At 57.5% G+C, this 22222-nt stretch carries 25 protein-coding genes and 1 tRNA gene; 6 read left to right on the top strand and 20 right to left on the bottom strand.

Annotated elements, in window-relative coordinates; translation table 11 throughout:
• Positions 1-55: 55 nt before the first annotated feature.
• A complete protein-coding gene (locus AC07N8_RS09765; RefSeq protein ID WP_493143272.1) occupies positions 56-526 on the bottom strand; it encodes a MarR family winged helix-turn-helix transcriptional regulator in 471 nt (156 codons plus the stop codon).
• 291 nt (positions 527-817) lie between these two features.
• Between AC07N8_RS09765 and AC07N8_RS09760 the strand changes: the two genes are divergently transcribed.
• Both AC07N8_RS09760 and AC07N8_RS09755 read left to right on the top strand, forming a co-directional pair.
• Positions 818-1771 (top strand): PDR/VanB family oxidoreductase, encoded by a 954-nt coding sequence (locus AC07N8_RS09760; RefSeq protein ID WP_483840091.1) that lies wholly within the window; start codon positions 818-820, stop codon positions 1769-1771.
• A 41-nt stretch (positions 1772-1812) separates the two neighbouring features.
• Positions 1813-2889 (top strand): Rieske 2Fe-2S domain-containing protein, encoded by a 1077-nt coding sequence (locus AC07N8_RS09755; RefSeq protein WP_483840314.1) that lies wholly within the window; start codon positions 1813-1815, stop codon positions 2887-2889.
• Between the two features lie 190 nt (positions 2890-3079).
• Here the strand turns inward: AC07N8_RS09755 and AC07N8_RS09750 are convergent.
• The 9 genes from AC07N8_RS09750 to thrS form a co-directional block, all read right to left on the bottom strand.
• Positions 3080-3156, bottom strand: a tRNA-Pro gene (locus AC07N8_RS09750).
• Between the two features lie 89 nt (positions 3157-3245).
• Positions 3246-3602, bottom strand: a complete 357-nt coding sequence (locus AC07N8_RS09745; RefSeq protein ID WP_003179985.1) for a MerR family transcriptional regulator — start codon at positions 3600-3602, stop codon at positions 3246-3248.
• Positions 3583-3885: an integration host factor subunit alpha gene (ihfA, locus tag AC07N8_RS09740; RefSeq protein ID WP_002553164.1), complete on the bottom strand. Its 303-nt coding sequence runs from the start codon at positions 3883-3885 to the stop codon at positions 3583-3585. Before ihfA ends, AC07N8_RS09745 begins: the two co-directional genes overlap by 20 nt.
• A gap of 3 nt (positions 3886-3888) precedes the next feature.
• Positions 3889-6270 carry a phenylalanine--tRNA ligase subunit beta gene (gene pheT, locus AC07N8_RS09735; RefSeq protein WP_483840092.1) on the bottom strand — a complete coding sequence of 794 codons (2382 nt, stop codon included), beginning with the start codon at positions 6268-6270 and terminating at the stop codon, positions 3889-3891.
• 26 nt (positions 6271-6296) lie between these two features.
• Positions 6297-7313, bottom strand: coding sequence for a phenylalanine--tRNA ligase subunit alpha (gene pheS / locus AC07N8_RS09730; protein WP_007905876.1), 1017 nt, complete (start codon positions 7311-7313; stop codon positions 6297-6299).
• A 109-nt stretch (positions 7314-7422) separates the two neighbouring features.
• The gene (rplT, locus tag AC07N8_RS09725; protein ID WP_007905879.1) at positions 7423-7779 is read right to left on the bottom strand and encodes a 50S ribosomal protein L20; all 357 of its coding nucleotides are present in this window, start codon (positions 7777-7779) and stop codon (positions 7423-7425) included.
• 27 nt (positions 7780-7806) lie between these two features.
• The gene (gene rpmI / locus AC07N8_RS09720) at positions 7807-8001 is read right to left on the bottom strand and encodes a 50S ribosomal protein L35 (protein ID WP_008145659.1); all 195 of its coding nucleotides are present in this window, start codon (positions 7999-8001) and stop codon (positions 7807-7809) included.
• A 60-nt stretch (positions 8002-8061) separates the two neighbouring features.
• Positions 8062-8613: a translation initiation factor IF-3 gene (gene infC / locus AC07N8_RS09715; RefSeq protein WP_172435341.1), complete on the bottom strand. Its 552-nt coding sequence runs from the start codon at positions 8611-8613 to the stop codon at positions 8062-8064.
• Entirely contained in the window at positions 8613-10535 is a 1923-nt protein-coding gene (thrS, locus tag AC07N8_RS09710) for a threonine--tRNA ligase (RefSeq protein WP_010455934.1), read from the bottom strand. Before thrS ends, infC begins: the two co-directional genes overlap by 1 nt.
• Before the next feature lie 384 nt (positions 10536-10919).
• Between thrS and AC07N8_RS09705 the strand changes: the two genes are divergently transcribed.
• Entirely contained in the window at positions 10920-11219 is a 300-nt protein-coding gene (locus tag AC07N8_RS09705) for a hypothetical protein (protein ID WP_493143269.1), read from the top strand.
• A gap of 292 nt (positions 11220-11511) precedes the next feature.
• Positions 11512-11724, top strand: coding sequence for a cold-shock protein (locus tag AC07N8_RS09700; RefSeq protein WP_007905882.1), 213 nt, complete (start codon positions 11512-11514; stop codon positions 11722-11724).
• A gap of 72 nt (positions 11725-11796) precedes the next feature.
• On the opposite strand, the gene AC07N8_RS09695 is transcribed toward AC07N8_RS09700, so the two are convergent.
• Positions 11797-12117, bottom strand: coding sequence for an I78 family peptidase inhibitor (locus AC07N8_RS09695; RefSeq protein ID WP_483840094.1), 321 nt, complete (start codon positions 12115-12117; stop codon positions 11797-11799).
• Between the two features lie 164 nt (positions 12118-12281).
• The gene (locus AC07N8_RS09690; protein ID WP_140666988.1) at positions 12282-12587 is read right to left on the bottom strand and encodes a hypothetical protein; all 306 of its coding nucleotides are present in this window, start codon (positions 12585-12587) and stop codon (positions 12282-12284) included.
• Between the two features lie 132 nt (positions 12588-12719).
• On the opposite strand from AC07N8_RS09690, the gene AC07N8_RS09685 reads away from it, so the two are divergent.
• Entirely contained in the window at positions 12720-12932 is a 213-nt protein-coding gene (locus tag AC07N8_RS09685; protein ID WP_483840095.1) for a hypothetical protein, read from the top strand.
• Positions 12933-12964: 32 nt separating this feature from the next.
• On the opposite strand, the gene AC07N8_RS09680 is transcribed toward AC07N8_RS09685, so the two are convergent.
• The 8 genes from AC07N8_RS09680 to AC07N8_RS09645 all read right to left on the bottom strand — a co-directional run bounded on the left by AC07N8_RS09680 (position 12965) and on the right by AC07N8_RS09645 (position 20611).
• Positions 12965-13993 carry a nucleoside hydrolase gene (locus AC07N8_RS09680; RefSeq protein WP_493143266.1) on the bottom strand — a complete coding sequence of 343 codons (1029 nt, stop codon included), beginning with the start codon at positions 13991-13993 and terminating at the stop codon, positions 12965-12967.
• A gap of 42 nt (positions 13994-14035) precedes the next feature.
• On the bottom strand, positions 14036-14440 hold the full coding sequence (gene rbsD, locus AC07N8_RS09675) for a D-ribose pyranase (protein ID WP_483840097.1): 405 nt from the start codon (positions 14438-14440) through the stop codon (positions 14036-14038).
• Positions 14437-15354 (bottom strand): ribokinase, encoded by a 918-nt coding sequence (rbsK, locus tag AC07N8_RS09670; protein WP_493143264.1) that lies wholly within the window; start codon positions 15352-15354, stop codon positions 14437-14439. The genes rbsD and rbsK overlap by 4 nt, the downstream gene beginning before the upstream one ends.
• Positions 15355-15411: 57 nt before the next feature.
• Positions 15412-16431: a LacI family DNA-binding transcriptional regulator gene (locus tag AC07N8_RS09665; protein ID WP_493143262.1), complete on the bottom strand. Its 1020-nt coding sequence runs from the start codon at positions 16429-16431 to the stop codon at positions 15412-15414.
• A 3-nt stretch (positions 16432-16434) separates the two neighbouring features.
• Positions 16435-17412, bottom strand: coding sequence for an ABC transporter permease (locus AC07N8_RS09660; RefSeq protein ID WP_493143260.1), 978 nt, complete (start codon positions 17410-17412; stop codon positions 16435-16437).
• Positions 17409-18962 (bottom strand): sugar ABC transporter ATP-binding protein, encoded by a 1554-nt coding sequence (locus AC07N8_RS09655; RefSeq protein ID WP_493143259.1) that lies wholly within the window; start codon positions 18960-18962, stop codon positions 17409-17411. Before AC07N8_RS09655 ends, AC07N8_RS09660 begins: the two co-directional genes overlap by 4 nt.
• A gap of 55 nt (positions 18963-19017) precedes the next feature.
• Entirely contained in the window at positions 19018-19974 is a 957-nt protein-coding gene (locus tag AC07N8_RS09650) for a sugar ABC transporter substrate-binding protein (protein WP_493143258.1), read from the bottom strand.
• A gap of 190 nt (positions 19975-20164) precedes the next feature.
• On the bottom strand, positions 20165-20611 hold the full coding sequence (locus AC07N8_RS09645; RefSeq protein WP_483840102.1) for a hypothetical protein: 447 nt from the start codon (positions 20609-20611) through the stop codon (positions 20165-20167).
• 348 nt (positions 20612-20959) lie between these two features.
• Here AC07N8_RS09645 and AC07N8_RS09640 point away from each other — a divergent pair, with 348 nt between their 5' ends.
• Entirely contained in the window at positions 20960-22048 is a 1089-nt protein-coding gene (locus AC07N8_RS09640; RefSeq protein ID WP_123434415.1) for an asparaginase, read from the top strand.
• Positions 22049-22222 lie beyond the last annotated feature (174 nt).

Genomic DNA, 22222 nt, shown 5'->3' with positions numbered 1-22222 from the left:
ACCTATCGGCAATCGCGATATCTGAAACGTAGGCGAGAATTTGCCAAGCGCAGGGTCAAGCGTCTACCGGATCGTAATCGTTCACGTTGGAGACCTGGGCATGCATTCGCCCCAACAACTCGATAAGGGTGTCCACTTCCTTGGCAGAGAGCCCGCTGAGCAGCCGCCGCTCTCGTTCCAGCGCAACCGTCAACACTCGGTCATGCAAGGCTTTTCCGCTGTCAGTCAGGCTGACGGTGTAACGCCGCGCATCCTTTGAATCAACCTGGCTGCAAATGTGCCCTGCCACTTCCAGGGACTGCAGTGAACGGCTGACCGCGCTCTTGTCGAGGCCGATCGTCTGGCAAATTCGATTGGCGGTGATGTCGTTTTCCACGGCGAGCATCGAGAGCATTCGCCACTCCACGACACCTATGCCGAAATGCTTGCGATAGCACTGTGAGGCCCCGGCAGAGAGTTTATTGGACAAAAAATTCAGGAGTGCCGGGACGTAACGAGTCAGATTCAGATGGGATTCTGCGGGCATTGAGCAAACACCTTGGATCGGTGGGTCGTTGAATATTGGTTGACACCGCAACTAAATGACCGGAGGATTTCTCTACCGAACGTCACGGGTGATGGCCTGCATGATAGGCCGTCGCCCTACCGCATAAAAATAATTATCAGGTCGTGGTCATGAACACTTTCAATTTCATTCCCTTCGCCTTGCTCAAGCACAGGGTTGTCCCCCACGTGCCAGCGACCGGCTGACCCGTCCTCAGCTAACGCGCCAACTCATTTTTTTTTCAGCAGCCACTTCAGTGTGGAGGGACAGGTCATGCTTCAAGTCAACGTCACCCGCAAAGCAGATGAAGCCGAAGGCATCTGCAGTTTCGAACTATGTGCAGCGGACGGCAGTGCGCTACCGGCGTTCGAGGCAGGCGCCCACATCGACATCCACATTGCCGAGGGCCTCACTCGGCAATACTCCTTGTGCAACGATCCCAAGGAGCGCCATCGCTACTTGATCAGCGTGCTCAAGGACCCGAGCTCCCGTGGCGGCTCTAAAGCCATGCACGAGCAGGTACGGTCAGGACAAACGCTCATCATCAGCACACCGCGCAACCTTTTCCCGCTCGATCGCTCAGCCAACCGCCACCTGCTGTTCGGCGGTGGTATCGGCATCACGCCCATGCTGGCCATGGCCTATGAGCTTTCACATCAAGGGGCCGACTTCGAGTTGCACTACTGCTTCCGTTCCAGTGAACGCGCAGCGTTCGTGGCGATGCTTGCGCAAACACCGTTCGCCGGACGCATCAAGTTTCATGACGACAGCGGCGCACAACGCCAGAAGCTGGATGCGTCGGCCTTGCTGGCAACCCCAGACGCTGGAACCCATCTCTATGTCTGCGGGCCGGCCGGTTTCATGAATTACATCCTCGATTCGGCGCAGAACGCTGGCTGGTCGCAGCACCAGGTACACAAAGAGTTCTTCGCCGCAGCCCCTATCGATCAAAGCACCAATGCGCCCTTCGAAGTTGAGCTGGCAAGCACTGGACAGGTGTTTCAGATTCCGGCCGAACGCACCGTATTCGAAGTGCTCGACGAGGCCGGCATCGCAATCGAGTCATCCTGCGAGCAAGGCGTCTGCGGCACCTGCGTAACCCGTGTACTAGAAGGCATCCCGGAACATCGGGACCAGTTCCTGACCGTGGCCGAACACGCCAAAAACGACCGCTTTACCCCCTGCTGTTCGCGCGCCAAATCATCACGCCTCGTTCTTGATCTGTGAACTCAAACAACACCATCAACACCATCAACACGGAGAACACCATGAACACATCCACTCTCCAAACGCTTGCCGAAGAAATTCCGGCGCCGGCCTTACCCCGCTTTCCCCTCAACCAGTGGTACGTCGCAGCCCTGGGATGGGAGTTGAAGGACAAACCCGTCGGCCGCACACTGCTCAACAAGCCTGTCGTACTGTTTCGCAGAGCCAACGGCGAGGTCGCCGCGCTGGAAGACCGCTGCTGCCATAGAGCGCTGCCACTGTCGAACGGCACGCTCGAAGCCACTGGCATACGTTGCGGCTACCACGGCCTGCTGTTCGATGAACGCGGAAAATGTGTCGAAATCCCGGGCCAGGACAAGATACCGAGCAAAGCCAAAGTGCCCGCGTATCACGTACGTGAGCAGGACCAGATTGTCTGGATCTGGTTTGGCAGCGAGGCTCAACCGGAGCCGAACTGCGAGCCACCGACCTACCCAGTTCACAGCAATGGCAAGTACTTGTTCGACGGCGACGTGTACCACTACGACGCGCCTTATCAGCTAATCCACGACAACCTCATGGACCTGAGTCATCTGGGTTATGTCCACCTGCGCACCATCGGTGGTAACGCCAGCATCCATATGAATGCGCGGATGAGTGTGGAGAGTGAAGGCAACGTAGTGCGGGTCGTGCGCCACATGCCGGGTTCGGTTCCACCTCCCACCTACACGGCCGCCTACCCTTTCAAAGGCACCGTGGACCGTTGGCAGGAAATCGAATTTCACGTCAGTCATCTGCGTATCTGGACCGGTGCAGTAGATGCCGGAACCGATGCCCTGGACGACCCCGATCGCGGTGGCTTCCATATGCGCGGATTCCATGGGGTAACGCCGGAAACCGAAACCAGCAGTCACTACTTCTGGACCATTGCCACCAACCCTGAGAGCGATCCTGAAGCCATCAAGGCCAAGGTTGTTGAGCAAACGGTTATGACGTTTGATGAAGACAAGGTGATTATTGAAGCTCAATACAAGAATATGTGCCGGTTCGGCATGCGGCCGATGATTGATATACATGTTGATGTTGGTGCGAATCGGGCGCGCCGGATTATTGAGGAGCTTCGCCAGGCTAGCTCTTGAGTGCGCGGCGTACGTAAGTTCACTGAACACTGCGCATGCCACTTAATAGCCGAACTACTTCCTCAGCAGACAAAGCGAACATCTGCGCGCTTCGCCCAGCAAGGGGGCGCATGTTTATCCTGTTGTTTTTCCCTAAGCCATAAATGAAAAAGCCCAATCTTTTCAGATTGGGCTAAGTCATTGAAAAATATGGTCGGGACGGAGTGATTCGAACACTCGACCCCTAGCACCCCATGCTAGTGCGCTACCGGACTGCGCTACGCCCCGACTAGGCGTGAAACTCGCCCCTCTTCTCGAAGGACGCTCAAGAATATATCGCAAGCTTTTGAAAACTGGAAGTATTCAAACGCAGGAAATTATTTCTTGAGAACCACCAACACATCTTCCAGCTCGGCAATCATCTGCCGAATCATTTGTTTGTATTGGGTAGTGTCGTCTTTGGCTTCATCGCCGGACAAGCGCAAGCGTGCGCCGCCGATGGTGAACCCTTGGTCGTAAAGGAGCGCACGGATCTGCCGGATCATCAGCACATCTTGTCGCTGATAATACCGGCGGTTCCCGCGGCGTTTGACGGGGTTGAGTTGAGGAAACTCCTGCTCCCAATAGCGCAGCACGTGCGGTTTTACCGCACACAGCTCGCTGACTTCACCAATGGTGAAGTAGCGTTTGCCTGGGATGACGGGGAGCTCGTCGTTATGACTTGGTTCCAGCATAAGCCTCAACTCGGGCCTTCAACTTCTGCCCTGGACGAAAGGTGACCACACGGCGAGCCGTGATCGGGATTTCTTCCCCCGTTTTCGGATTGCGGCCAGGCCGCTGGCGTTTGTCCCGAAGGTCGAAATTGCCGAAACCGGACAATTTGACTTGTTCGTTGTCTTCAAGAGCGTGCCTGATTTCTTCAAAAAACAGTTCGACCAATTCCTTGGCCTCCCGTTTATTCAGGCCCAGCTCTTCATACAGACGTTCCGCCATCTCAGCTTTCGTCAGAGCCCCCATACGTCACTTCCTTAACGTGGCGTTCAACCTTTGTTCGAGCGAGGTGAGGATATTTTGCGTCGTGGTATTCACCTCATCGTCATTAAGAGTGCGCGATGGATGCTGCCAGGTCAAGCCGACTGCGAGGCTTTTTCTATCAGGATCAATGCCTTTACCCTGATACACGTCAAATAGCCTGAGGTCCGTCAGCCATTCCCCTGCATTTTCACGGATTACGTCCAGTACAGCGCTGGCTGCGACGTCTTTTTCGGCGATCAGTGCAAGGTCACGACGCACTTCAGGAAAGCGCGATAACTCCTGGAATTTAGGCATTTTGCCCAACGCCACTTCCGCCAGAACCAGCTCGAAAACGAAGACCGGACGGTCGAGACCGAGGGTTTTCGACAATTCAGGGTGGATGGCGCCGACAAAACCTACCAGACGGCCTTCACGTTCGATGCGCGCGGTTTGACCCGGGTGCAGCGCCGGGTGTTTGCCCGGCACGAAAGTGAACGAGTTCAACGCACCGGCAAAGCCCAGCACCGCTTCCACGTCAGCCTTGACGTCGAAGAAGTCCACGACATCGCGACCCTGTGCCCAGCCTTCCGGCAGACGGCTACCGCAGACCACACCGGCCAGCATTGGCTCTTGCTTCAGGCCTTCGAGTTGACCGACGAAACGCAGGCCGCTTTCGAACAGACGGACGCGATCCTGTTGACGGTTCAGGTTGTGCTGAAGCGCCTTCACCAGACCTGGCCACAAGGACGAGCGCATGGCCGCCATGTCGTTCGAAATCGGGTTGGCCAGCAGCAGCGGTTCCACACCCGGATTAAACAGTTCGAATTGTTTCGGATCGATGAAGCTGTAGGTGATCGCTTCCTGATAACCACGAGCGACCAGCAGGCGACGCAGCTCAGGCAGCTCGCTGCGCGCTTCGGCCTTGGCTTGTGGCGCCAGGCGAGCTTGCGGGTAGCGAACCGGCAGACGGTTGTAACCGTACAGCCGGGCCAGCTCTTCGATCAGATCGACTTCCAGGCTGATGTCGAAGCGATGGCTTGGCACTTCGACGCGCCACTGCCCTGCCCCATCGGCGGAAACGGTCAGGCCCAAAGCGTTGAGCAGACGCTCGACTTCGACCGAATCCATTTCCATGCCCAGCATTTGGGTGATGCGCTGTGCGCGCAAGGTCACTGGAGCAATCTTCGGCAGATGCTGTTCGCTGACGGTTTCGATGATCGGACCGGCTTCACCGCCAGTGATCTCCAGCAGCAGGCCAGTGGCGCGCTCCATGGCTTCACGGGCCAGTTGCCAGTCCACGCCACGCTCGTAGCGGTGCGAGGCGTCGGTGTGTAGGCCGTAGGAACGGGCCTTGCCAGCGACGGCGATCTGATCGAAGAACGCGCTTTCAAGGAAAATATCGCGAGTGGTCGCGGTGTTCACACCACTGTGCTCGCCACCCATGACGCCGGCGATAGCCAAGGCGCGGGTGTGGTCGGCAATCACCAGGGTATCGCTACGCAGGGTGACTTCCTGGCCGTCGAGCAGCACCAGCTTCTCGCCTTCTTCGGCCATGCGCACGCGGATGCCGCCATTGATTTCGGCGAGATCGAAGGCGTGCAGCGGTTGACCCAGCTCCAGCATCACGTAGTTGGTGATGTCGACAGCCGCGTCGATGCTGCGCACTTCGGAACGACGCAGACGCTCAACCATCCACAGCGGCGTAGGCTTGGACAGGTCGACGTTACGGATCACACGACCCAGGTAACGCGGGCAAGCGGCTGGCGCCAGCACTTCAACCGAACGCACTTCGTCGTGCACGGCTGGAACGGTGGCAACGACCGGGCGGGTGACGGTGGCGGCGTACAGCGCACCGACTTCACGAGCCAGACCAGCGAGGGACAGGCAATCGCCGCGGTTCGGGGTCAGGTCGACCTCGATGCTGGCGTCGTCCAGGCTCAGGTATTCACGAATGTCCTGACCGACCGGTGCATCGACCGGCAATTCCATCAGGCCATCGTTGCCTTCGCCCACTTGCAGCTCGGCTTGCGAGCACAGCATGCCGTTGGACTCAACGCCCCGCAGCTTGGCTTTCTTGATTTTGAAGTCGCCCGGCAGCTCGGCACCGATCATGGCGAACGGGATCTTCAGGCCCGGGCGCACGTTTGGCGCGCCGCAGACGACCTGGAAAGTCTCCGAGCCATTACTGACCTGGCACACACGCAGCTTGTCAGCGTCCGGGTGCTGCTCGGTGCTCAGCACCTCGCCCACCACCACACCGGTGAATTCGCCGGCGGCCAGCGTAACGCTATCGACCTCAAGACCGGCCATCGACAGACGAGCAACCAGCTCGTCGCGACTTACCTGCGGGCTTACCCAGCCACGCAGCCATTGTTCACTGAATTTCATCCTGCTCTCCTAAGAATTCGTTACGACTAGCGAAATTGCGCGAGGAACCGCAAGTCGTTGTCGAAGAACAGACGCAAGTCGTTCACGCCGTAACGCAGCATGGCCAGACGTTCAACGCCCATGCCGAAGGCAAAGCCCGAAAACTCTTCCGGGTCGATCCCGGACATGCGCAACACGTTCGGGTGAACCATGCCGCAGCCCATCACTTCCAGCCAACCCGTCTGCTTGCAGACGCGGCAGCCTTTACCGCTGCACATCACGCATTCCATGTCGACTTCGGCGGATGGCTCGGTGAACGGGAAGTACGAAGGACGGAAACGCACGGCCAGTTCTTTTTCGAAGAACACGCGCAGGAATTCTTCGATGGTCCCTTTCAGGTCGGCGAAGTTGATATCGCGATCGACCAGCAGGCCTTCGACCTGGTGGAACATCGGCGAGTGGGTGATATCCGAGTCGCTACGGTACACACGGCCTGGGCAGACGATGCGGATCGGCGGCTGTTTTGACTCCATGGTGCGGACCTGTACCGGCGAGGTATGGGTGCGTAGCAACATGTTGGCATTGAAATAGAAGGTGTCGTGCATCGACCGGGCCGGGTGGTGGCCTGGGATGTTGAGCGCTTCGAAGTTGTGATAGTCGTCTTCGACCTCAGGGCCTTCGGCAATGCCGTAGCCGATGTGAGTGAAGAACTGTTCGATACGTTCCAGAGTCCGGGTAACCGGATGCAGACCACCGGAGGTCTGGCCGCGGCCAGGCAGGGTCACGTCAATGGACTCGGCAGACAGTTTGGCGGCCAGGTCGGCCTCTTCAAACAGTGCCTTGCGGGCATTGAGAACCTCTGTGACACGCTCCTTGGCAACGTTGATCAGGGCGCCGACTTGCGGCCGCTCTTCTGCCGGCAAATTCCCCAGGGTCTTCATCACCTGAGTCAATTCACCCTTTTTGCCAAGGTAGTGAACCCGGATTTGCTCCAGGGCATTGATATCTTCAGCGCTTTGCACAGCCTCTAGTGCTTGAGAGACGAGCGCGTCCAGGTTTTCCATGTACAGACTCCAGATACAAAATAGGGGAAGAGCTTGAAGGCTCTTCCCCTATTTATGACGTTTAACACCTGACCCCACAGAGGTGAGGCCGGGTGACTGTCGGGGGTACTTAAGCCAAGGTGGCTTTAGCTTTCTCGACAATCGCAGCAAACGCCGCTTTTTCGTTCACTGCCAGATCAGCCAGAACCTTACGGTCGATCTCGATGGACGCTTTTTTCAGGCCGGCGATGAAACGGCTGTAGGACAGACCGTTGATACGTGCACCAGCGTTGATACGAGCGATCCACAGAGCGCGGAACTGACGTTTTTTCTGACGACGGTCACGGTAGGCGTATTGGCCTGCCTTGATTACCGCTTGCTTGGCAACACGGAATACGCGCGAGCGAGCGCCGTAGTAGCCTTTAGCAAGTTTCAGAATTTTTTTGTGACGTTTACGGGCAATGACGCCACGCTTTACACGAGCCATGAGTTACTTCCTCTATTCTTGACTAAATTAACGAAGGCGCAGCATGCGCTCGACTTTTGCCACGTCACACGGTGCCAGCAAGCTGCTACCGCGCAGTTGACGCTTACGCTTGGTCGACATTTTAGTCAGGATGTGGCTCTTGAAAGCGTGCTTGTGCTTGATACCGTTAGCAGTTTTCAGAAACCGCTTAGCAGCACCACTTTTAGTTTTCATTTTTGGCATGTTCGGATACTCCGCATTCAGTTGATAAACATAATCAGAAGGCCTGCCGTGCCCTGTTGATTACTTCTTCTTTTTCGGGGCGATGACCATGATCAGCTGGCGTCCTTCCATCTTAGGATGCTGTTCGACCGAACCGTACTCGAGCAAGTCACCTTCAACTCGCTTGAGGAGTTCCATCCCCAGCTCCTGGTGGGCCATCTCACGGCCGCGGAATCGCAAGGATACCTTGGCCCTGTCCCCATCACTCAGGAAACGTACCAGGTTGCGCAGTTTTACCTGGTAATCCCCTTCCTCCGTCCCTGGACGAAACTTGATTTCTTTAACCTGGATCTGCTTCTGGTTTTTCTTGGCCGCAGCAATCTGCTTCTTCTTCTCGAAGATCGACTTGCCGTAGTCCATCAGCTTGCAAACAGGGGGTACTGCATCGGCGGAAATTTCCACCAAATCGAGCTTGGCTTCTTCAGCCTTAAGAAGCGCGTCTTCAATTGACACAATCCCAAGCTGCTCGCCTTCAGCCCCAATTAACCGAACCTCGCGTGCCGAGATATTCTCGTTGATCGGGGCCTTCGGTGCAGCTCGTTTATCTTGTCTCATTTCACGCTTAATAATAATTACTCCGAATCTGGGCGACCACGCCGGGAAACCGCTTGCGCGAGAAACTCAGCGAACTGGGCGACGGGCATCGAGCCCAGGTCAGCACCTTCACGAGTACGCACAGCGACAGTCTGCATCTCGACTTCCCGATCTCCGATAACCAAGAGATAGGGAACCTTGAGCAAAGTATGCTCGCGGATTTTAAAGCCGATCTTTTCATTTCTCAAGTCAGACTTGGCACGAAATCCGCTTTCGTTGAGGGTTTTTTCAACTTCAGCAGCAAAATCGGCTTGTTTATCAGTGATATTCATAATCACTGCCTGGGTCGGAGCCAGCCACGCAGGGAATGCACCCTCGTAGTGCTCGATCAGGATTCCGACGAAACGTTCGAAGGAGCCCAGGATCGCCCGGTGCAACATTACCGGGTGCTTGCGACTGTTGTCTTCGGAGACGTATTCGGCTCCCAGACGGACAGGCAGGTTAAAATCGAGCTGAAGGGTACCACACTGCCAGACACGACCGAGGCAATCTTTCAGCGAGAACTCGATCTTCGGACCGTAGAACGCACCTTCGCCCGGCTGCAGATCGTACGGCAGGCCCGCGCTATCAAGGGCTGCAGCCAATGCCGCTTCGGCGCGATCCCACAATTCGTCGGAACCCACGCGTTTTTCCGGACGAGTGGACAGCTTCATCTCGACGTCCTTGAAGCCGAAATCGGCATAAACGTCCATGGTCAGCTTGATGAACGCTGCGGATTCAGCCTGCATCTGCTCTTCAGTGCAGAAGATGTGGGCGTCATCCTGAGTGAACGCACGCACACGCATGATGCCGTGCAGCGCACCCGATGGCTCGTTACGGTGGCAAGCACCGAATTCGGCCAGACGCATCGGCAACTCGCGATAGCTTTTCAGGCCCTGATTGAACACTTGCACGTGGCAAGGGCAGTTCATTGGCTTGATGGCGTAGTCGCGGTTTTCCGACTGAGTGGTGAACATGTTGTCGGCGTAGTTGGCCCAGTGCCCGGATTTCTCCCACAGGCTGCGGTCAACGACCTGAGGAGTCTTGATCTCCAGGTAGCCGTTGTCGCGCTGAACCTTGCGCATGTACTGCTCGAGAACCTGGTACAGAGTCCAGCCGTTCGGGTGCCAGAACACCATGCCCGGCGACTCTTCCTGGGTGTGGAACAAGCCCAGGCGCTTGCCGATCTTGCGGTGATCGCGTTTTTCAGCTTCTTCGATGCGCTGGATGTAAGCCGCCAGCTGCTTCTTGTCTGCCCATGCAGTGCCGTAAACGCGCTGCAATTGCTCGTTCTTGGCATCGCCACGCCAGTAGGCGCCGGACAACTTGGTCAGCTTGAAGGATTTCAGGAAACGCGTGTTCGGCACGTGCGGGCCGCGGCACATGTCGACGTATTCTTCGTGATAGTACAGGCCCATGGCCTGTTCGTTCGGCATGTCCTCGACCAGGCGCAGCTTGTAGTCTTCTCCGCGGGCCTTGAACACTTCGATCACTTCGGCGCGCGGAGTGACTTTCTTGATCACGTCGTAATCTTTTTCGATCAGCTGTTGCATGCGCTGTTCGATGGCGGCCAGGTCGTCCGGAGTAAAAGGACGCTCGAAGGCGATGTCGTAATAGAAGCCTTCGTCAATGACCGGCCCGATCACCATTTTGGCGGTCGGGTACAACTGCTTGACCGCGTGGCCAACCAGGTGGGCGCAAGAGTGGCGAATGATCTCCAGCCCCTCTTCATCCTTTGGCGTAATGATTTGCAGCGTGGAATCGCTGTCGATGATGTCGCTGGCGTCGACCAGCTTGCCATTGACCTTGCCAGCCACGGTAGCTTTGGCCAAGCCAGCACCAATGGATGCGGCGACCTCGGCTACGGAAACCGGGTGATCGAATGAACGTTGACTGCCGTCGGGAAGAGTAATAGTTGGCATGGCGCCTCCTCTCCTAGTGGTGACCCCTACCAAAGGTCACGTGGGTTGGGATGAGCCAGTACAAGATCCGATCCAGGCCATTCAATGACGAACGCCTGCCTTACAGCGGCAGGAGCCTTGCGGCCAACCGGAAAACCGAACCAGAGTGACTGGGATTCAAATCAGGGTTATTCGCGCAATTGCCGCCACCGGGACTGAAGGTCATCCGGAGCTTGCAAATGCCCGAGCGGGCCATGCTAGCACAGATGAACGGTCGTCGACGCCTGCGTACCCAGACAATGAAGATTTCCACACTTTTACCGCGCAGAGTGAACTTGAGATGTACGGGCCACCTCAAATAGGCTGAGAATCGCTACAGATTATCGACCCCAAGGAGTTCCTGACATGCGTCTTACCCGTCTTTTTGCCTTCGCCGCCCCGTTAGCCCTGCTGCTGCCACTGAGCGCACACGCTGCCTGGCCAACCGGTGTGAAAGCCCAGTACATGAGCGATTGCACCAAAGCTGCCAGCCAAAGCGTCAATCCGGCCGAAGCGCAGAAGCACTGTGCATGTGGTGCCGACGTACTCGAGAAGAAATTCACCACCCAAGAGATCGCGCTTTTGATGGATAAACAGAATCCACCTGGTGCCGATTTGAGCCAGCGCGCACTGAAAGAAATCGCGGTGTGCCGAGTTCAAAAATAAGGGTGCATAGCTCGGATTTTGAAGCATTGGCAGGTCAAAATCAGCCAAAAAAGGGCTGATTTACATAATTTACGCAGGTTTTATGGCTTTTTTTACTGCCCTGTTTTTTAGCGCAAAGCCGCTTAAACCGGGGCCTCCAGCCATTCGACGCGACGAAAAGCATGCTATATGAGGGCAAACAGCACGTCCGGGGGGCTCCCAAAGCGAACATTTCGACTATGATACTCCGGTGTGCCCAGTTGGCCTGAGCAGCACAGCACTACTGAAAATATATGTTTCTTGGAGATACACCATGTCTAATCGCCAAACCGGCACCGTTAAATGGTTCAACGATGAAAAAGGCTTCGGCTTCATCACTCCTCAAGGTGGCGGTGACGACCTGTTCGTACACTTCAAAGCTATCGAAAGCGACGGTTTCAAAAGCCTGAAAGAAGGCCAAACCGTTTCCTTCGTGGCTGAGAAAGGCCAAAAGGGTATGCAAGCTGCACAAGTCCGCGCTGAGTAATTTTCAGCCGCACTAAAAAAACCCCGTCCATGTGACGGGGTTTTTTATGGGCGAAACAAAAGTCTGGTGCGATCAGCCGCAGTTGACGCGAGTGACTACCCGATTGGCATCGGTGTTCAGGTTCAGGCGATCAGAGCGATACTCCAGGGTCACCATGTCGTTGGGCGACAGGAACCGTGCGTTCTGTGCGCCTGCGCGAGTGCGCGCCTGTTCCAGCAGTTCGGGCGAAGCCGCTTTGCCAACAGTGAATTGCGCAGCCTTTGATTCGCAGCGGCTATGACCCGTGTCAGTCGTCGTTACAGGGTCAGTTGCTGGCTCGGATGACGTGCTGCTGCAACCTGCGAGCAGAGTGACGACCAGCACAGCACCCAATGACGCGAGCTTCCAAGGCATGAAGCCTCCTTTTCAATAATTAAGCAGAGATCGTGCGACCGCCATTTCGGCGTTAGGTTTCAAGGTGAATGCCCTCACCCTGCCCTCGACCCGCACAAGCGCAGAGTTTGCCTGAGCATCGCCCTGCCCTTCAGCACTCAATCGTGACTGAATATGAACAGCGCTCAATAAACGTCGATGTAGTCGTACGGCGGGTTCGGCCAGTTCTCTTTCAGCGCGTTGAAAATCTGCATGACCCAGACTTCGTCGCTGGCAGCGACCAATCCTACATAGCCCGAGCCTTTGGCCCACGTCTCTAGCCGAAAACGCAGCCCGCCGATGTCAGTGCCGCCTACGACCCCTGAGGAGATATAGGCAATGCCGCTTTGGGTGACCCGCAGCTGAGTGTGTTCATCGTCACTGGCGGAGGCCAACAGCTGGCGCACTGCCTCAAGGGTCAAACCGTCGGGAGTGTTCAAATCGATCTGCACAGCGCGGTCCTTGAAAATTCGTCAAAGACCAAGTGTCGCATAGCCCTCCTCCCATGCCTAAGTCGGAGTGCCAAACGCCGCGCAAAATGGTTAACTCGATACTCAGACTTCCCCGACTTCACGAGCGCCATCATGACCACCGTAAGCATCGACGCCGACATCAAAGCCAAATGGCAGGACGGACACAGCTCTTACAGCCCAAGCAGTACGGAAGAGCTTGCCATTATCGGTATCGATCTATTGGTCCGGGACCTTGGGACCGAGGCCGCCCAGTCGTTCATCGGGCAGATCTTCGAAAAACACCTGGCAGACCAAAAAGCAGCACTGGAGGCAGGACGGGTGTAAAACCCGCAGGCTGGCACCTGCGGGCATGCGGCTTACTTCAAACGGGCCAGACGCTGCGTCAGCAAGTCGAAGAAGCCCTGGGCATCGCCACTCTCAACCCAGAAAGCGTTCTTTGGCGCTTTCAGGCCGTCATACCAGTCAACGATGGTTTGACCAAAGGTCGGGCCTTCGCGGCTGTCTACGACCACGTTGACCGAGCGACCGCTAAACAGCTCAGGCTTGAGCAGGTAGGCGATGACGGTGGCGTCATGCACCGGGCCACCCGGAATGCCGTAGTGCTCCATGTCATCCTTGATGTATGCATTAAGAATATCGCCCACCAGCTTGCTGGCGTTGTTGTTGATCGCCGCGATCTGTTTCAGGCGCGATTCGCTGGTGAGGATCTTGTGGGTCACGTCCAGAGGTAGATAAGTCAGCTTAACGCCACTTTTCAACACTACTTCGGCGGCCTGCGGATCGGCGAACAAGTTGAACTCGGCGACCGGCGTAATGTTGCCGCCGTTGAAGTGCGCACCGCCCATGATCACCACTTCCTTGATGCCCTGAACGATTTCAGGTTCCTGGATCAATGCCAGGGCCAGGTTGGTTTGCGGGCCGAGCATGGCGATGGTGATGCTGTGGGGTTTGGCCGTTTTCAAGGTGTCGATCAGGTAATTGACCGCGCTGCCTTCAGCCAGCGCCTTCTTGGGCTCGTGCACGGTGACGCCTGACAGCCCTTCCTTGCCATGAATGTTCTCGGCATAGATCGGCGTGCGCATCAGCGGCTTCGGCGCACCGGCATAAACCGGTACGTCTTCACGCCCCGCCCATTCACGGGCCAGACGCGCGTTACGCGATGTCTTGTCCAGACGCACGTTGCCGGCCACGGTGGTCAGCGCACGAATGTTCAGCTCTTCGGGCGATGCCAGGGCAAACAGCAAGGCGACCACGTCGTCGGTACCCGGATCCGTGTCGATGATCAAGTCGATCTTTTCCGCCGCGTGGGCGCTCGTTGCAGTAATCAGGGACAAAAGCAGCAGACTCCGAAGCAGATGATGCAACTTCATAGCATAGCGGGGCATATCGCACTCCTTGTGCGTGGGGAAAAACGAATGGATACAGCGCTAGAACGTCACCCCCGACACCAGCACGATGTTGCAGTACGGCGCACATTCGCCGGTACGAACAATCGCCCGCGCCTGCCGGCTCAGGACCTTGAACTGGTCGTGACTGAGCAACTCGCGCGTACCCAGAGCGCCGTCAACATTCAACTCGTCCAGAACACTCAATGCCGGCGGCTGCTTGTCGAGAATCTCGCGGGCCAGCACATGGCTTTCGACCTGCATTTCGCTTAGCACAACTTTCAAGGTACTGATGAAGTCCGGAATCCCCTGGGTCAGCGCCAGATCAATCAGTTCGACACCTGGCGGTACCGGCAGACCGGCATCACCGATCACGACCAGGTCGCCATGACCCAGCGAGGCAATCAGCCGCGACAACGCGACATTAAGCAGCGGTGTTTTTTTCATGGTGCTTTAAACGCCTGTACGTCGGACAAGGTGGGAATCGAGGGTTGCGCGCCAGCCCGGGTGACCGACAAGGCTGCGGCAACCTGACCGAAGCGGATCGCATCCGCTTCGCTGCTGCCAGACGCTAATGCGGCGGCAAAGCCACCGACAAAGGTGTCCCCTGCGGCGGTGGTATCGACGGCTTTGACCTTCGGTGCCGGGAAATGCTCCAGACGCGAGCCGTCGGCGAACAGCGAGCCTTGGGCGCCCAAGGTGATAATCACTTTACCCACGCCCAGGGCGATCAATCGGGTTGCGGCGGTTTCTGCCGACACCAGGGAATCCACCGTCAACCCCGTCAGGGCTGAGGCTTCGCTTTCGTTGGGGATCAGGTAATCGATGGCGGCAAACCAGTCCGCCGGCAATGGGCGGCTGGCGGGCGCAGGGTTGAGAATGACGGTCTTGCCCAGCTCACGCCCCCGCTTGAGGGCATGGCCCACCGTTGCATCCGGTACTTCCAGCTGACAAATAATCACATCCGCCGCCTGCACCACGGCGTCAAAACGGTCGATGACTTGCGGCGTCAGCGATCCGTTGGCACCCGCGACAATGACAATGGCGTTCTGACTGTTGTCATCGACCACGATCAATGCGACACCGCTGGAATCTTCAACCGTACTGACGGCCTGACAATCGATGCCCTCGACCAACAAGGCCCCGCGCAGCTCGGCGCCATACGCATCGTTGCCCACGCAACCGACCATCGACACCTCGGCACCCAAACGGGCTGCCGCGACGGCCTGATTGGCGCCCTTGCCACCGGATACCGTGGCAAACGACTGTCCGATCAGCGTTTCACCGCCACGCGGCAGCCTTGGGGCCCGGGTTACCAGGTCCATGTTCAGACTGCCTATCACCACTACTTTTGCTGGCATACATTGCTACTCATTAATTCTGTGTCTGCAGTGCTTCTTGTTTAGCGGCGCAGTGTTTCAACGAAACTGGGCGAACACGCCGGCGAGCGGCGCGGTCGACTCTCGCAGCACAATGCTGGGCGTCACGATGCGCTGATCGGTGGCCATGTCCGGCTTGGCGATCCTGCGCAAAAGCACTTCAGCCGCCATCTCACCGAGCTGCAGGATCGACTGCCCCACCGTGGTCAGCGCCGGGTAGACATAACGGCTCATCTGGATATCGTCGAAACCAATCACCGACAGCTCGCTCGGTACGCGAACATTGCGTTCAGCGGCTGCGCGCAACACGCCGATGCCGATCATGTCGTTACCGGCAAAGATCGCACTGGGTGGATTGCGCTCCAGCAAAATCGCTGCCGCGCTATAACCGCCGGTGCTGGTGAAGTCGCTTTCCAGCATGCGCTCGCGATTCACCTCGACGCCCGCCTCTTGCAAGGCACTGCAATAACCGGCCAAACGCATCTGTGCCACGCTGGTACCCGCCGGACCGCCGATCATGGCGATGTCCCGATGCCCCAGTTCCAGCAGATGCCGAGTGGCCAGATAGGCGCCGTATTCGTGATCGATGCGTACCAGATCGGCATTCACGCCGTCCAGCCCGCGGTCGACGATGACCATCGGTGTGCGGACACCGGCCAGACCTTCCGCCAGCCCCGCATCGCCGCCGGCCGATGCCACGATCAAACCGTCGATGCGTTTTTCGAGCAATACGCGAAGATAGCTGCGCTGCTTGTCCGGGTTGTCGTCGGAGTTGCAGAGAATGACGCAATACCCCTTGCGCTCGCAGTAATCCTCGATGCCTCGGGCCAATTCGGCGAAGTACGGGTTGAGGCTGTTAGGCACCAGCAATCCGATGGTCGCGGTGGTTTTGGCTTTCAATGAACGGGCTACGGCGCTCGGCACGTAGTCCAGGGTCTTGATCGCCTCTTCGACCTTGATCCGCACCTCCTGACTGACCGGCCGGGTCTTGTTCACCACATGGGACACCGTGGTGTAGGAAATGCCCGCGAGTGCGGCTACATCCTTGATCGTTGCCATGATTCAGGTCCGCCGGCTTGCGCGCTGACTGCGATAAGTATCAAGCACCACCGCCACCACGATCACCGCGCCGGTGATGATGCGTTTGGTGGGCTCGGTCGCGCCAATCTGCGCGAGGCCCGCGGCCAACACGGAAATGATCAGGACGCCGAAGAAGGTGCTGATCACCGAACCACGACCACCCATCAAGCTTGTACCACCGATGACGACAGCGGCGATGACCTGCAACTCCAGCCCGGAGCCGGCATTCGGATCCGCAGCCTCGAGCCTGGAAATCTGAAACAACGCGGCAATACCGGCCAGCAGCCCCATCAGGCTGAACACCAGAATCTTGTAGGGCTTTGGATTGATCCCTGCCAGACGCACCGCTTCTTCATTGGTGCCGATGCCGATCAGGTAGCGACCGAACACCGTACGGGTCAGCACGGCCTGGGCAATGATGATAATCAGCAAGGCAATGATGAACGAAGGCGAGATGCCGAAGGCAATCGGGTTGGACAACCAGGCGAAGGCATCACCGATATAAGCGGTGCGCGATCCGGTCATCTGATACGCCACGCCACGGGCCATTTCCAGCACGCCCAGCGACACGATGAACGACGGAATCCGCCAGGCCACGGTGATCGAACCGGTGATGGTCCCGGCCAATGCCGCCGCCGCCATGCCGAGCAACGCGGCGGGCAGAACGCTCCAGCCCCAGCCGAGAATCGCCACGCTGACCGTTGATGCCGCCAGCGCCAACACCGAACCGACCGAGAGGTCGATACCGCCGATAATCAACACGAACGTCATGCCGACCGCCAGCACCATCAGATCGGGAATCTGGTTGGCCAGGGTGCTGAACGTGTCATAAGAAAGAAAGTGGCTGCTCAATACCGAGAACAGCGCAATCATCGCCAGCAAGGCACCGGCCAGGCCCAGATAGGTGCCCAGGCCGTAGAAGTTGCTACTACGTTTGCCGGCAGAAGATGCAGTTTTCATGGAAGGTCCCTAGGCGCTGCTTCATTGAGCAACGCATCACGTTTTTGGTAGCCGGCAAAAGCGGCGGCAAGCAAGTCATCCTGGGTCCAGCTGTCGCGCTCGAACGTCTCGATCAGGCGTCCCGCCGACAGCACGCCGATCCGGTCGCAGATCAGCATCAGCTCGCGCAGATCACTGGACACCACCACCAGCGCCTTGCCCTGTCGGGTCAGCTCGCCGAGTAACGCATAAATGTCGAATTTGGCACCGACATCGATGCCGCGGGTGGGCTCGTCAAACAACATCACCGAGCAATCACGCTCGAGCCAGCGGCCGATCACGACCTTTTGCTGGTTGCCGCCGGACAGTTCGGAGACCAATTGTGTCGGGCTCGAACTGCGGATGCGCATAGCGTCGATCTGACGCTGGGCCAGGGACATCTCGTCGCCGTTGTTGACGAATCCGCCACTGGAAATCACCGGCATGTTGCCCAACGCAATGTTGGCGCTGATCGACTGGGTCAGCAGCAAGCCTTCGCCCTTGCGGTCTTCCGTGATCAGGGCGATGCCGTGACCCACTGCATCGGCCGGCGAGCGGATACTCACCACCTGAGCCGGAGACCCGAGCGCGACCGTGCCACTGTCCGGAATGTCGGCACCGAAGATCAGGCGCAGCAACTCGGTGCGCCCTGCCCCGATCAATCCGGAGATCCCGTAGATTTCGCCGGCACGCACTTCGAAGGACACATCGCGAACCTTGTCCGAACGGGTCAGGCCTTTGACCGTCAACGCCGGAGCGCCAATCTTGCGCGGCCCCATGTCCATGTGTTCACCGAGCTCACGACCGACCATCAACGTGACCAGTTGCTCGCTGTTGTAATTGGCCATCGGTTCGACGCAGACCAGGTTGCCGTCGCGCAACACCGCAATGCGCTGGGCAACCCGCGCCAGTTCTTCGAGACGGTGAGAGATATAGATGATCGACACGCCGCGGGATTGCAGGCGGGTGATCTGCTCGAACAGCATCTCGACTTCACGAGCCGTCAGCATGGCCGTCGGTTCATCGAGGATCAGTACATGGCAATCGCCAATAAGGTTGCGGGCGATCTCGACCATTTGCTGATGGCCAATACCGAGGTCACCGACCAGAGTGTCCGGGTCAATCGCGTCGAGACCGACCTGGGCCATGGCCTCGATCGCCGCTTTGCGCAACTGCTTGCGACTGATCCAGCCGCCGTTGCTGGGCAAGTTGTCGAGAAACAGATTTTCCGCCACCGACAGGGTCGGCAACAGATTAAGCTCTTGCATGACCATGCGAATGCCCAGGTCTTCGGCCTGGGTCCGGCTGCCGGGACGGTAATCCTGACCCTGGAATTGCATCTGGCCAGTGGTCGGCGTGACCAACCCGCCGATGATCTTCGACAGCGTGCTTTTGCCGGCGCCATTCTCACCGGTCAGCGCCAACACTTCACCGCGGATCAGCGTCAGGTCGATGCCGGTCAGCACCGGCTGGGCGTAGGTCTTACCGATACCACTGACCGTGAGGACAGCGTTCGGAGCGCAAACGGACATAAAACTCTCCCTGTGCTCGCCCGGACGGGCGAGCACCAGTGTGTCGCCAGAAGGCTTACTTGGTGACCAGTTCTACCGGGGTTTCGATCACGCCGTTGGTGCCGCTGTCGACCTTCTCGCCCTTGATGATTTTCAGCGCAGTCTCGATACCGAACACGGCTTGTCGGGCTGCAAACTGGTCGGCGGTGGCCAGCACGCGACCATCCTTGAGCATCGGCTTGATCGCATTGATGTTGTCGTAACCGACCACTTGCACCTTGCCGGCCTTGCCCGCTGCACGCACTGCGGAAACGGCACCGACGGCCATGCTGTCGTTGCCGGCCAGCAGGGCTTTGACATCCGGGTATTCGCTGAGGATCGAGGCAGCAACCTTGTTGCCCTTGTCGATCTCCCAATCACCGGACTGCAACGAAACGACTTTGATCTGCGCCGCTTCCATTGCGTCTTTGAAACCCGCAGTGCGGGCCTGGGCATTGGTGGTGGTGGACACACCTTCGATGATGCCGACTTCGTCACCGGCCTTCAGTTGCTTGGCCAGGTACTCGCCGACCAGACGCGCGCCCTTGCGGTTATCCGGGCCTACGAATGGCACCGACATATTCTTGCTTTTGAGGACTGTCGGGTCCAGTTGGTTGTCGATGTTGATTACGGTGATGCCGGCATCGATGGCTTTCTTGATCACCGGAACCATGGCCTTGGAATCCGCCGGGGCGATGACCAGGGCATTGACCTTGGCGAGGATCATTTGCTCGACGATGCGCGTCTGGCCAGCCGTGTCCGTTTCGTCCTTGATGCCATTGGAGATCAGGTCGAATTCGCCGGAGTGGTCTTTTTGATAAGCCTTGGCGCCGTCTTCCATGGTGAGGAAGAATTCATTGGCCAGGGATTTCATGACCAGCGCGACTTTGGGTTTTTCAGGCGATTCGGCGAATGCCGATGAGACGGGCAGCGCGGCGGATGCGACAGCCAGCATAGCGACAGCAAGAAGACGTCCAGCGAATGGCAGCTTCATGGGTTCACTCCGATCTTATGATTATTGTGAGCAATGCTTGCGCTGGAGTAATGCCTGCACTCCGATCGTCGACGGAACGAGCCACCCACAGGATCGCGCAAACGTTTGCGTAGACCGAACTATGCGAACCCTGCTGCTATTTGTCAACGGCCTGTTTTGTGTCTCCGTTGGCAAACTCCGACCCGCCACGTTATGCAACGGTGCTGATCAAGCCACCGGTGCTGGAGTCCTTGGCCAGTTCTTTCACCAGACTGCCCGCCACTTGTGACAGCGCGCCGTTGGTGTCGGCGATTTGCCCCTGGATCGACATCACCGCCGTGGCTTTAGCTTCTGGAGTCGGATACGGAGCTGCCTGAGCGGCCGCCAATTGTTGCTGTTGTTCGCGCAACTGCTGTTGCAATTCCTGCATGCGCTTGAGCAGTACCTGCACCGCAATACTTTGGGTGCTGCCGCCCTTGGACTTGGATTCATCCGGAGCACCGCCACCGGTTCGAACCTGGTTGTCGCTACCCTCTTCCTTCCCAAAAACTTGAGTCGCGGTGTCGGCCGTCGCTTCGCTCAAGGCATTGATCGTCGACGGGGACTTGCCGCCAATGGTGACCGCGCCCGCATTTGGAAAACCAACAGAAAACGACATGGGAACTCCTGTAAGAAAAATAACCTTAACGAGGCATCGACCTGTGCGAGGGTTTCTTTAGCATTGATTCTTGATTTGGCAAGACGACCTTCTCTACAAACGTCGTAGGCATTTTCGGAGAGCCGAACGCAAACGCTCAACCTATTCGGAAACCCGGACACCCTCATGTTTAATCACGACCAACGCCTAGTAAATTATTGATACAAATCAAATAGTTAAAAGTTTTTCTCATTCAACGTTTGGCTGGTACAGATCCTGCTCTTCACCTACACCCCCGGCGTTCAGATCTGCCGGGGGCGTATCTAGATGAACTTGCATCAGCACCGTCTGACTACTAGAGAGAAAATAATGAAATCTGCCTTCAACACTTTTATTCCGGGCGCTTTGGCCCTCCTGCTGCTACTCCCTACCGCCCTTCAGGCAAAAGAAGTCGAAACGCAACAGAAACTGGCGAACGTGGTCATTCTGGCCACCGGCGGCACCATCGCCGGCGCGGGTGCGAGCGCTGCCAACAGCGCGACGTATCAAGCGGCAAAAGTCGGCATCGAACAATTGATTGCCGGCGTTCCGGAACTCAGCCAATTGGCTAACGTTCGTGGCGAACAGGTCATGCAGATCGCCTCGGAAAGCATCACCAACGACAACCTGCTTCAGCTGGGCCGTCGCGTAGCCGAGCTGGCAGACAGCAAAGACGTCGATGGCATCGTAATCACTCACGGCACCGACACCCTGGAAGAAACCGCCTACTTCCTGAACCTGGTGGAAAAGACTGACAAGCCGATCATCGTTGTCGGTTCCATGCGCCCAGGCACCGCGATGTCAGCCGACGGCATGCTCAACCTGTACAACGCCGTCGCCGTCGCCAGCAGCAAAGAAGCCCGTGGCAAGGGCGTCCTCGTGACCATGAACGATGAGATCCAGTCGGGTCGCGACGTCAGCAAGATGATCAACATCAAGACCGAGGCGTTTAAAAGTGCCTGGGGCCCGCTGGGCATGGTGGTCGAAGGTAAATCCTACTGGTTCCGTCTGCCAGCCAAGCGCCACACCATGGACTCGGAATTCGACATCAAAACCATCAAGAGCCTGCCTGACGTAGAAATCGCCTATTCCTACGGCAACGTTAGCGACACGGCGTACAAGGCACTGGCTCAGTCCGGCGCCAAGGCGATCATCCACGCCGGCACCGGCAATGGCTCGGTGTCCTCGCGCGTAGTTCCGACCTTGCAAGCCCTGCGCAAGGATGGCGTGCAAATCATTCGTTCGTCCCACGTCAACGCAGGCGGTTTCGTACTGCGCAATGCCGAACAGCCTGACGACAAATACGACTGGGTGGTTGCGCACGACTTGAACCCGCAAAAAGCCCGCATCCTGGCCATGGTTGCACTGACCAAGACCAACGACAGCAAAGAACTGCAACGGATGTTCTGGGAATACTGATTCGCCCTCGCCCGACCGGTCCTGGTCGGGCACGTTCTTGACCACTCGTCAGCGTTGACGAGTGGTTCACGCCCCAGGCAAAACTCCGATAAAAGTTTGGTTCTTCACGGAATCCCGGGAAACACAGAAACAAGAACGCCGATTTGATTGATGATGTTCGTGCGAGCAAACACA

This window comes from Pseudomonas sp. GW821-FHT10C09 (genome assembly GCF_059415465.1).
This window is presented reverse-complemented; position numbering and strand designations above follow the sequence as displayed.